Here is an 11,922-nt window from a genome sequence, read left to right as displayed (position 1 = left end):
CTGGCTTTTAGATCTTTTAATTTATGGGTATCGCTCATAAGTTCTACAACTTGTTTTACACCACGTTTGCGATTGCGAGAATATTTATATAACCATTTATAAACTGCCGTTGTAGACACTTCATATTCCCTGCAAATCTCGGCAACAGTGGAAATATTCTTTTCAATCTCTTGAACTTTTTTACGCTTAAAGCTTTTACTAAAATAACGATTTACTCGATTAGAAGCTTCTTTGGAAAAATCTTGTAGATTTGCCATAATACTGAGTTGTTTAAAACTCCGTAAAACGGTCAACTTATTTCAGTACCCGACAATTAAACAAATGAAAAGCTGGGACCACCCAAGGGCTAGGTTTTTTTAAGTTTTCCAATTTTTTTCTACATATTGAATAAAAGAGTATATTTTTCCTCCTAAAAGATCGTATTTCTTTCGCAGTTCTTCTATTTCAGGGATCTCATAAAGTTCATCGATCATTTCTAACTGTGAAATGCATTCAAGAAGAGAGGCGTGACTGAAAATTAAAAATTTAATGAAGTCCTGTTTATATTTTCTTCTACCATATCCTTCTACAATATTATCCTTTATACTTTTTGACGATCTTCTTACCTGACTCCCCTGCTCAAATAATTCAAACTTGGGCATTTTTAAAGAAGCCTTATGAACCTCTACAGCATAAGTAAATGCAAGATTGTATATATCCAGATCTTTGTAGCTTTTCATATCTTTTTTCTTATCAGTTCTCCGTTATCAGTTATCCAGCTTTTCGGTTGTCGTTTCTGAGCTATGGGTGGGTTTAAAAGCCAAAATCCAAGGTATCTTATAAATTTAATAAAGTTGAGCAACGCGAAGGTTTTAAATAACTCACAACTCACAACTGAAAACCCACAACAACGCAGACTCATATGATCTCAATTCTACCCGCTCAATAAAGACTTCCACATCAACTTTACCCTCTCCCAGTCGAAAGCCTCTACCTTTTCTCTGGCCGCTCGGGTTCTTTCAGATGATCGTTGAGGGTCCTGAAGAAGATTTTTTACTGCAGAGGCCATTCGATCCGGTTCATTTGGAGGAACGAGTACTCCGTCTATGTCCGCAGAAATAAGGTATGGAAGTCCGCCAACGTTTGTAGAAACCACAGGTAATCCCAAAGCCATGGCTTCAATAACACTAACGGGGGTATTGTCAATGTTAGTAGTGTTAAGAAAAATGTCATATTGTTCTGAAAGTTTTGTCCACTCCTTTTTAGACAATCGGCCGGGAAATTGCACAGGCAGGCGGTGAAGTTTTGCGTAACGAATACAATCTTTCCAGGAGTCATCCTTAACCGGTCCCACCATGCATAGTTCGGCATTGGGATAATCGGGCAACAGAAGTTCCAGCACCTTTATTGCCTGCATGGGACTGTAGATCTCTGCAAAGGCACGAACCCACAGAAGTTTTGGGCGCAGATCATGTCGTTCTTTAAAATAGTATTCCTGTAGATTAATACTATTGGGAATATATTTCACATTAAGAAAACCACTCTGCTGAAAAACAGTTTTCATAAACAGCGAGGGCGCTACATTAAAATAAGCCTTTCCAAACAGCCTTTTTGAAGCCTTAGGGGAACGTTCCATACGTGAAGGAAGTTCTCCCCCATGGAGAATAGGGATATACTTTAAATTGAACTTTTGACAAATCCTGGCCACAGCATAAGCATACCAAAAATTTTGGGTGCTGTAGGTATCAATGAGTACGTAGTCTGTGGTTTTTCTGTTTCTGAAAACGGTGAATAGCATTTCAGCCAATCGAAAGAGTTTGTTCTTTTCGGATGAGGCAGTTTTCACATTGAACCCTTCTTCTTTTAAAAGTGGAGTGAGGGTGTCGATCGAGGTGGGACTCCCTCCTTTTCCTCTCAATTCATTTCCTATGTAGAGAATATTTTTCAGAACTTGTATTAGAATTTAAGTAAAAATAATTAAATAAAGTACAAATGTCACACTGAGCCCAAGCGGAGGTTGGAAAAGTCGAAGTGCTTGCGTGTACTAATTCCTGTTTTTACTTAATTATTCCTTTTCCCGTTTTACCCCGACCCTAAAGGGAGCCGGAAAAAGAGCTCAACCTGATAAAAGTTAAAATTAGGTTTGTTCCTTGGAGCCAAAGCATGTCCAGAATTAAGAAGAAGATCAAAGTGCTACAACAAATGTCACACTAAGCCCGACCGAAGGGAGGAAAAGTCGAAGTGCTTCCATGTACTAAACCTAATCCTTACCGGTTTCGGCCTGGTTTTCACGCCCCCACGGGCACGAAAACAACTCAATCTGAGATGTGACGATTTAGTTCGTAGTACATCTCTCACATCTTAGACGCAATGAGCATGTCTATAATTGAATAATCTAATCATAATTAAATTCAGTCCAACAGAAGGAAAGAAAATTCAATTTTTACTCAAATGTCACACTGAGCCCGACCAGAGGGAGGAAAAGTCGAAGTGCTTCAGTGTATTAAACCTAATCCTAACCCGTTTCGACCATTTTTCACGCCCTCACGAGCACGAAAATAGTTTAGCCTGACAAAGGAAATATCTAAATGAAAAATTCGAGTTTCGTACCTGGAATTTAATTGAAGAATTGGTCTCTTTTCGGTTCAAATTATTCTTTTGCCCTAACTGAAAATGAGGGAGAGCCAAATTATATATTATTCAATATACCTTATTCATTATTCATTAAAAACCTCTATCCACTGTTCCTTCACAATTTCCCAGTCAAACCGACCCACTTTCTCATAAGCGGCTTGTGCGATTTGCTCACATTTTTCAGGATTTTGGAGGAGATCTTCTATGGCAGAGACCATTGTGGAGACGTCATTTTGCGGCACAAGGATACCGTCTTTTCCATTTTCAATAAGATAAGGCATTCCGCCAACATCTGTGGAGATCACCGGGAGACCCAGGGCCATGGCCTCTATGACGCTAATAGGAGTGTTATCAACATCAGTGGAATTAATGAAAAAATCATAATTTACTGAAATGGCTGCCCAATCTTTCTTTTTCATTTTCCCCGGGAATTCTACCGGTAAATTTCTCTGCGCAGCATAATTCATGCACATCTCCAGAGAACCATCCTTTTCCGGCCCCACCATACACATTTTTGCTTCAGGATGCTGCTTGTATATCTGCTCAAAAACCTTTAAAGCCATCAAAGGATTGTATCGCTCCTGAAACCTGCGGACCCATAAAAATTTCGGACCGAAAGCTTTTCTTTCCTTAAAAGGATAATTCTCAAGTGTAATCGAATTAGGGATTATTTTGGAATTTGTAAAACCGTGATCTAAAAAAATGTCATATAAAAAATGTGAGGGTGCGACATTGATCCGGGCGTTGCCAAAGAGGGACTTGGTAAGGTTTGGCGTTTTATCGAGGCGCTCCTTTAGATTCCCCCCGTGTAAGATTGGAATATAATGCAGCTTTAGCTGCTGACATAGCTTCCCAATGCTGTAGGCATAATAGAAATTCTGGGCCCCGTATGTGTCAATAAGAACAACATCAGTTTGTTTGCGGTTGGTCCAGATTAGGGAGAGCATCTCCATCAGCCTTAGTGCCTTATTATCCTTTCCCGATGCCGTTTTCACCCAGTAGCCCTCCTGCTTCAATACTTCACTAAAAAAAGAAATATAGGTAGCCGTAAAAGTGGGATTGGAAAGATTGTTACCTATATAAAGAATTCTTTTTTTCATCAACTATTTTTAACAGCACCTGCTCCTCTCATTTATTACGCCTCAATCCTTTTCTTGTTGATTGGCCTTTTTTATCATCAACGATATATAATAACGCAAGCCCATATACAAAAGCCGGTAAGGCAATTCTCATTGCCGAGTGATTAATGGTGAGGAACCAAAAGGCTAAGAACGCCAAAAAATAATAATTGTTTTTAAATTTTGTCCAAAATATAATGGGAACAAATATAAGAATTAGAATTGCGACTACTCCAAGTAGTCCATGTTCGGAGAGGAGACGACTCAGTTCATTATGAGTTGCAATTTCAATTCCAAGATTCTTTTCCCTGAATTCCTTTCCAACTCCAACTCCAATACCAAGAACAGGATGTTCATAGAAACCTTTTAGCTCTGTCACTACAAGCTCAACACGTCCTGTCGTAATATCCCCCTTTAATTGTCCCGCGGCATTTTGATTGGCATACCGGTTGTCTAAAAGACCGAACGTTTTTAAAGATGAAAAACTCCAGATAACAAAAAATGCAATTGAGATTAAAATTAATTTGAAGCGAGTTTTTATTTGCCCTTGAATGTCTTGTTTAGAATAATATACAATTACAAAAAGGATTATACAAATTACGGCTGTAAACACTCCTCCTCTTGAAAAAGTAATAAGTGCTCTATATCCCATTAAACCTAAGAGCCCAAGATCAATTAAATTAATTGATTTACTATTTATTGTAAAGAGTCGCGTTACGAGGAGGAAAGCACCCAAACCAAAAACAGTAGATATCTGATTTGGTCCGTAACCGCCGGTTGCAGCGTAGTTGCCGGACAGACTTATTATCCCCTCATGTAAAGTAGGGGTATACAAATATAGATACACCATCTGCGCCAACAATGGCACGAGGATCATTAGAAGCATCCGTTGAAAATCTCTGCTCTTAATCTTTTTGTAATAACAGTACAAGGCCGTCACTCCCAAACATACCGGACCGCTTAAGTTAAAGGCGATGAGCTTTCGAAATTCTGCTTCGTAGCTTATTGACATGGATGCGATCAAAATACCTGGAACTAAAATCAATAAATACAACCAGTAAGGCGTAGTTCTTGCCGATGTACCTTTAAAAAACATCCCAATAAGGAGAAATAATATTACACCATATTTCCCCGTCTCATAAAATAATAAAGCTCCGGTCATTCGCCAGAAAACCTCCGCCCCGGCAATATAAGCAGCAGCCATGAGAGCTTCATTATTGCGATTCTCGTTTTGAATAGTTATGAAAAGAAAATAGCCTATAACGCCCATAAAGTAAAGAGAAGAGACTCCTTCATAAACATAGATGGCAAAAGCTATCCCAAAATGTAGCAGCAAAAGCTTCAAATATTCCAGGTTCGCCAGCTTCATAGGAGTAGTGGAGGAACGGCGGGAATGTGATTCAACTGCAGACATGGCTGGGTTTGAGACTACAATAATAAGGAAATAAAGCAGGGGTTCAATGCTTAGCGGTCAATGAAAAAATCAAGCACTGTTGGTATTATAGTTTCTTCAGAGTAATTGGTTTTGATTTCCTGTAGAAGGAATTGAGCATCTTTCTTTTGAGATTCGCTGTTTTGAATGTACTCGTCAATCGCATGTGCCAGGGCCTGCGGATCCTTAGGAGGAATTAATTTTCCGCGATTACCTACTACTTCCTCACATTGCCCAACACGGGTACAGATCACCGGAATTCCGGCACGTCCATACTCGAGAAGCGATACCGGTAAACCTTCTGACGCCGAAGACAACACTCCCATATTAGCCTGCTGAAGCAAAGCCGGAATGTTTTCCTGCTCCCCATAAACCAAAACCGAATCTACCAACTTATGGTCCTGGATGAAATTTCTGATTTCTTCTGAATATTTACTCTGCTCATCTTTTCCAATTAGATGCAATGTCAAATTCGGATGGATATCTTTTATTAGCACAAAAGCTTGTAAAAGGTTCAGGTGATCCTTCTGCGGTCGAAAATTGGCCACACAAACAATTTTAAAGCTATCACCTCCTCTTAGCTTGACATTTTTTCTGGAAGTAGAAACCTCTGGAAGAAAATTCCTAAAATAACGAACACTTCCACAGTGAAGGTTTTTATGAGACCAAGTTTCAAGATCTTTATTGACAGCTATAATACCATCAAAAAACTTTGAGGCTGGTTTTAGAAAACCCGTTTTTCTTGTACTTAGTTCTCTGCCATAGTGGTCATGCCATATCAGCTTCACGCCCGGCAGACTTAGTTGAATTAACAAAGCCAAAAACCAGGAGCTGCTATGGGCCTGGATAATGTCTATCTGATTTTCTTTTACAAACTTTCGCAGCTTTTGAAATGCCTGCCGATCCAAGATATTCTTCTTGTTCAGAAACAGGTAACCTACTTCAGGAGATAGTTGGTTTTTTAGCAGACCCTCCATTCGCGTACAGCACAGAAAAGATCCATCGATCCGCTTCGCAAGGGCATTGGCGTATGTCACAGACATGCGTTCAGCGCCGCCGGGCCGTAGGCTGTCGATTAACTGTAGAATTCGCATTTTGTTTTCGGTTATTTAGGAAATCTCATTAAACTATTGTTCAACGTGCCAGGTTTAACGTTCGGGGTGCATACTCCACAAACGTTCAAGGTTTAACGTTCAAGGTGCATCCACCTCCAATTATTGTTTTTAGTCTTTTTTGAATTTGGAGCCTTTAAAGTTTGATCTATTGAGAAAATTAATAAAAGCTGTGATTTTGGCGATCTCTTTTTCGCATTTGTTGGCCAACTGTTTGAATTCTAATTCTGAAATGAGATTCTTATCTTTTGCTCGATACAATTGTGACTTTAATTCAGTACAGGAGCCACGGGAGAAACCTAAAAAATTTCGGAACTCTAGGTTTCCACCTCTTCCGAATTCTTCGGCAATATTATCCATAACAGAACCGGAACTTCTATCCATCTGGTTAAGTAAAGAATACCTTTTACCTAGTGCAGTGGTTTCAAACAGAGTTTCTACATCAGAACATATTTCGCGTGCTAATTTCCATACTTCCAGATCCTCAAAACTTTCTACTTTCCCCATATCTTCAAATTTAAATCAAAAGCACCTTGAACATTGAACGTAAAACTTTGAACTAATTCTTGTAAAGAATTCCCTTTATCGCCTCCTCAAACCTTTCCAACGTATATTGCTGACTCCATTTTTTTGCTGCTTCAGACATTCTTTTCATGCGTTCCGGATCTGCCAATAATTCCTTAATCTTTTTAATGTTTTCTGACCACTGACCACTGACCACTGACCACTCCTTTTCCCCGTCTTGGTTCTTGGTTCTAGGTTCTTGGTTCTTGTGTTCATCTAATAATATTCCCCTACTACCGTAGTTGAGCATCCACGGCACACAACTTACCGGTGTGGCGATGGGGATACAGCCAAAGAACATACCTTCGGCAATGGCTTTTGGCCAGCCTTCAGATCTTGATGGTAGGATTACAAAATGCGCTTTTTGATAGGCTGCTTTTAATTCCTCCAAAGGTCGATTTCCCTTAAAAATTACTATTCTCTCCAGTTTATTTTTAGTCACATATTCTTCCAGCTTCTGTTTTGCCGGTCCATCTCCATAAAATTCGAGTCTGGCAGGGAGCTTCTGATCTGTACTTCTTCTAATGTTCTTCAACTCCTCTATTAGCTGAATCGTCTCCAACGGTCGTTTCCCCTCCACCAGATTTCCGACGAAGAGAAAGATAAATGGTGCCGCAAATTCTTTTTTCTTTACCCTTTCAATTTCAGTTTCAGAAAAACTCGCGGTAAAGAAAGGTTTTACGTTTTCTGATTGTCCCGGCCATTCTCCGTATACCAGTATCTGCGTGTTCTGCGTTAAAAATGTATTGCTCAGAATCCATTTTTGTAGTTTATAAGTCAATGGCTGTATTGCCTGCGGATCCCAATTCCCAGCATATTTTACTGTTTTTGGCTTCGTGGGAAAAAAGATCTGACAGATACAACCAAGCACTCCGATGTTTCCGGGACAGCGTAGATGAATATGATCTGATTCTTTCATCGTCTTAAAAAGCATTACCATAATTTCGGGAATCTTTACCAGACTCAGCATGGCATCCTTAAAGCTTATAAATGAAATTGCAGGAATATTTTTGAAGGCATAATCTCGTCTTTTGTACGGATTTTCGTTATCGACGGGAGAAGTATTGATTTCAGGGGCAACAATTGTCACGTACTGCGGATACTTCAGCCATATGTTCATCTCTCTTATATATGGCCCATATGAATAATGTATTTCTTTGACTTTCTTATGAGCTATATACGTTATGAGAGAAAACTTCATTTAACTGAAAAAATTAAGAATGTCGTAAAGAGCTAATTTAAAGGTTCTTTTGTATTGAAAATTCTTTTTACCATTCAAGTTTTCGTCCCCATCATAGAATATAAAATATTCCCCATCATGTTCCTGAATGTCGAGGTGATGCATTCCCCTATTAAACCAATTAAATTTCTGTGGTCCAAGATACATCGAAACTTCTTTTTCCAATGAAACAAAATTATCCTTTGTCTCTAACCTGTAAAGGGAAATGCCTGTACCATAACCCTTAGACCGGTTCTGGAGTGGAATAAACCAATCACCCCCGGCCTTAAAGAATCTTCCGCCGGGTCTGGTTTCATTGCCTAGTCTTTGTTTATATCTCTCCACTTCCTTCCATTCCCCTTTGAGGGAGTCAGCGGTAAACATCATCTGTTTTAAATTATCATCAGCAGCGATGATTAAGTTTATTTCATCACTTAAAAGTATGGTGGGGTCTTTTAAATTATGGTTCCTGAGTAGTGTATCACTAATTTCCCACGCAAAAGGGAATTCTTTAGCTTTGTACAGCAAGACCTGATTGGAACCCTTTGTTTCAGGTAACATGTAAAATTCCTTTCTGTATTTAAATACCTGCGGATAAGACAGGTGAAAATCTTCATCCAGAACGACACCCTGGTACTCAAAATTTTTTCCATTTTCAGAAGTCAATAAAGCAATATTGGCATTATCCTTACCTTTCAATTCTACAAACAAATACCATTGCCCATCTTCTTTAAGAAAAAAAGGATCTGCGATATAAAATATTTTTTCCGGAACTAAGCTATCTATGTAGCTGTAAGAGATAACATTGCTCTCATTGATCTGGAGATCATCTAAAATATTATTTGATGTAGTGAATCCAACGGACCAGGGTCCTCCTTCCAAAGAATAAAAAGGATATCTGAAATTGAGGGAGAGCAGAATGATTAAAATTATCAAAAATCCACCCCCCAGAAATAAGAATTTTTTTTTAATCATCTATGAAATCTTAAGGATCTTCTTTAAAAGAAGTAAACTAAATAATTTATTTATTTTACTTTTTCTTCATAAGCATGCTTAAATGCATGCAACTAAACATATGTTCATCACTTTCAGCAGATATCTTCCAGTCTTGTAAATGCCATTCCTTTGCCTTGCCTAGCTTGGAATTTTGAGAAATCGGAAGAAGGTTTAAAAAACCGCTCCACTTTGCTTTACCCAATACTCCTCTTCTTTCTTTTATTTCGAAAGCTTTCTCGAATTGATAGTAAGTTGCTCTTCTGAAAGGCCATTCCCATTCTTTATCACTTTGAAAGGGCCGATAGAGCCTACGGAGTATATTAATAGAAAGACTTGTCTGGAGTGGATCATGACTAATAATTAATCCATTGGATGTTGTCTTTTCCTTTAGTTTTTCTATTAGTTCCTCAACCTCTTTAAAATGATGGAGAACTCCATAGGCATAGATCAGGTCAAAATCCTTTTCTTTAAATTCATCTGAAAGAAAATCCATTACAATAGCATTGGCATTAGGAATGTCTTTTAACCGGCTACTTAATCCGGCAATTCCTTTCTCACTTAAATCTATTCCCAAATACTGCCGGGAATGTGTAGCCAGGTACATACTTAAGGAATTTCCTGCATAACAGCCTAAATCAAGAACCTTTTTTTCTGTGAGGTCTCCAAACCAGGATACATGCAGCGCATAGATATCCTTTTCCACCTCTATCTCCTTCTTAATTCGGTTCAAAGCTCCATTACGAAAGTAGGACCATACACGAGTCGCAAGGTTCTTTTTCTTGGTATTGTAGAACTCCCCCTGTTTCTTATTTAATAACTCTCTTTTCTTCACCAGATAGTTAATATATTCTATTTAGAATACTTTAAAATTTTCGAAATCACCTTTACCGGGTCAAGATGTTGATTAAAATAATTCCTGGAATTATTTTCCAGGTGTTTCCGATATTCTTCATTTCCCGATATCTCTTTTAAAGCCTTTTTTATTTCCTCCTTTGTTGAAGTTACAAAATGCAGATGTTTTCTATTCTCCAGGGGCGCAGGGAGAACGTTATTCAGATCGGTTGAAATTATAGCTTTCCCCATTGCCAGAAATTCTGCCAGCTTCCAGCCATGACAACCCTGCACGGCTGGTGTGTTAAAAGTGACAAAGGATTTTTTAATTTTCCATATGTAAATATTCGGAGCCACTCTCTTCCCAATTGAAGACGAAAATCCAAGAGTTTTATTGTCGGAACGGGGGGCAAATCCTCCTTCAAAATCAATCTCATTTGAATCTTTACAAGCTTCAATAAAGCTTGCCCTGGAGCTATTTGTTTGCATTTCTTTTTCCCATAAAGAACTCATAAAATAGACGTAATTATCCCTAACCTTTGCATTGTTTTGATATACTTGTAGAGGTAATCGCCTGTACTGTCTCCAATAACTCGTAAAGAAATATTTTTTATCGTGTATCCTAACTCTTGATTTTAAATAATTTGTAAGAGCCATAAAGACCGTGCGCGGGAAAGACCAAATTCTTATTCCAAATCCCGGACCTACAGCCACTAATTTCTCTTTATTTTTTACAGGAAGGTTTTCTCTGTTATAATTCACCTTTCCATAAACATTACACCATTCAAGGGGAATGTCATAAATAGTAGAAGTATCCAATGCATCTATAACAATTTTGGATTCCCGGTCACTTTCTAATATTTTTGCAGCTAATATTCGGGAAGCAAAAGGAGGGAATCCAGCCATTGAGAATTTTACATTTTCTTTTCCGTACAGACGATACAATCCTTCAATATAGAAGGAATAATAGAAAACATCAACAGGAGAATATATAATCACTTTCATTTGGGCACTGGCTTTTGGAAAATCAAACTAATTAATCCTGCTTTTCTCCCAAGACATTCAAAAAGAACCTCTTTTTTTTTGGTGGAGCTTAAAATGTTACCACATCGGACGCCCAGTAATAGAACTGCAACAGCCATCCATTTAAATCTGGCCGTTAAAGAGGGATTCGGGTTTTTAACCCGCCAGACATACCAGCCGTTACGCACCACCATTTTCCCATATTTAAAACTGTTAGGTCTACCCGCTTCTTCGTGATAATGATGAACCTGAGCTGCAGTATTGACATATAGCTGCCCGTGGCGTGAAGCCCGCAGGCAAAAATCCATGTCCTCATACAGCCCATAGCCTTCAAAATATTTTGAAAAGCCTATTTTCTCCAATAAGCCTTTTTTATAGGAAGCTACTCCACCCATAAAATAATCCACAGGATAGACTTTTCCTGATGGTGGCAGAAATCCGGTTGAAAGGCCGTTGGAAAAATCTGGCATAATTCCCGGAGGTTTTGTGGAGAGCAAACCCAATCTTTTTCTCAGCAAATTTCTACTACCAAGTTTCCTGGTCCAGCCATCTATTTTGTACTCGGCATACATCGGTGAAATTTGTTTTCTTTCCCACTTCACTTCATCCAATATATATCCTCCTACTCCAATGGCATCAGGAAATTCGTAGTAGGTGTTGATCAGATTTTGAAAATAATCTTCTTCCAGAATAATATCGTCATCCAAAAAACAGATGACATCCATATTTTTCCCTGCTTTTTTCACACCATAATTTCGCTGGCGGGTCAGACCTCTATCTTCAACTTCAACTCTATAATATTTCAAGCCGGGGAGTTTGTGCTGTTGAAACAAATTACCTGTTTCATCATCGTACGAACCATCAACTACCAGAATTTCATCAGGCACCAAAATCTGTTCATATACTGAATCCAGCAACTTCATTATTGCCATAGGCCTTTGAAACGTACAGATGATAAGATTAAATTTCATTTCTTTATGAAAAATTTGATGCCAAAAAAGATTACGTTTGACG

The 11,922-nt window shown here is 38.5% G+C and carries 12 protein-coding genes; all 12 read right to left on the bottom strand.

Annotated elements, in window-relative coordinates; translation table 11 throughout:
• A partial coding sequence (locus tag H148_RS0114330; RefSeq protein ID WP_037325299.1) for a transposase occupies positions 1-257 on the bottom strand: 257 nt, incomplete at its 3' end.
• Between the two features lie 99 nt (positions 258-356).
• The gene (locus H148_RS0114325) at positions 357-719 is read right to left on the bottom strand and encodes a four helix bundle protein (protein ID WP_029035410.1); all 363 of its coding nucleotides are present in this window, start codon (positions 717-719) and stop codon (positions 357-359) included.
• 194 nt (positions 720-913) lie between these two features.
• Positions 914-1,897, bottom strand: coding sequence for a glycosyltransferase family 4 protein (locus tag H148_RS0114315; RefSeq protein WP_245583434.1), 984 nt, complete (start codon positions 1,895-1,897; stop codon positions 914-916).
• Positions 1,898-2,696: 799 nt separating this feature from the next.
• Positions 2,697-3,713 (bottom strand): glycosyltransferase family 4 protein, encoded by a 1,017-nt coding sequence (locus tag H148_RS0114310; protein WP_029035407.1) that lies wholly within the window; start codon positions 3,711-3,713, stop codon positions 2,697-2,699.
• Between the two features lie 28 nt (positions 3,714-3,741).
• On the bottom strand, positions 3,742-5,145 hold the full coding sequence (locus H148_RS18035; RefSeq protein WP_083961682.1) for an O-antigen ligase family protein: 1,404 nt from the start codon (positions 5,143-5,145) through the stop codon (positions 3,742-3,744).
• 50 nt (positions 5,146-5,195) lie between these two features.
• Positions 5,196-6,257 carry a glycosyltransferase gene (locus tag H148_RS0114300; protein WP_029035406.1) on the bottom strand — a complete coding sequence of 354 codons (1,062 nt, stop codon included), beginning with the start codon at positions 6,255-6,257 and terminating at the stop codon, positions 5,196-5,198.
• Positions 6,258-6,386: 129 nt separating this feature from the next.
• Complete coding sequence (locus H148_RS0114295) at positions 6,387-6,782, bottom strand: four helix bundle protein (RefSeq protein ID WP_029035405.1); 396 nt, start codon at positions 6,780-6,782, stop codon at positions 6,387-6,389.
• 52 nt (positions 6,783-6,834) lie between these two features.
• Positions 6,835-7,959, bottom strand: coding sequence for a glycosyltransferase family 4 protein (locus tag H148_RS0114290; protein ID WP_245583433.1), 1,125 nt, complete (start codon positions 7,957-7,959; stop codon positions 6,835-6,837).
• Positions 7,960-8,040: 81 nt separating this feature from the next.
• Positions 8,041-9,033, bottom strand: a complete 993-nt coding sequence (locus tag H148_RS18405) for a glucosamine inositolphosphorylceramide transferase family protein (RefSeq protein WP_029035403.1) — start codon at positions 9,031-9,033, stop codon at positions 8,041-8,043.
• A 55-nt stretch (positions 9,034-9,088) separates the two neighbouring features.
• A complete protein-coding gene (locus tag H148_RS0114280; RefSeq protein ID WP_037325293.1) occupies positions 9,089-9,886 on the bottom strand; it encodes a class I SAM-dependent methyltransferase in 798 nt (265 codons plus the stop codon).
• 17 nt (positions 9,887-9,903) lie between these two features.
• Positions 9,904-10,890, bottom strand: a complete 987-nt coding sequence (locus H148_RS0114275) for a glycosyltransferase (protein WP_029035401.1) — start codon at positions 10,888-10,890, stop codon at positions 9,904-9,906.
• Positions 10,887-11,879 (bottom strand): glycosyltransferase family 2 protein, encoded by a 993-nt coding sequence (locus H148_RS0114270; protein ID WP_029035400.1) that lies wholly within the window; start codon positions 11,877-11,879, stop codon positions 10,887-10,889. Before H148_RS0114270 ends, H148_RS0114275 begins: the two co-directional genes overlap by 4 nt.
• Positions 11,880-11,922 lie beyond the last annotated feature (43 nt).

Origin of the sequence: Salinimicrobium terrae DSM 17865, from assembly GCF_000424665.1 — a bacterium.
GTDB lineage: Bacteria > Bacteroidota > Bacteroidia > Flavobacteriales > Flavobacteriaceae > Salinimicrobium > Salinimicrobium terrae.
Note: the sequence above shows the minus strand (reverse complement) of the source record. Positions and strands in the feature narration are given on the sequence as shown.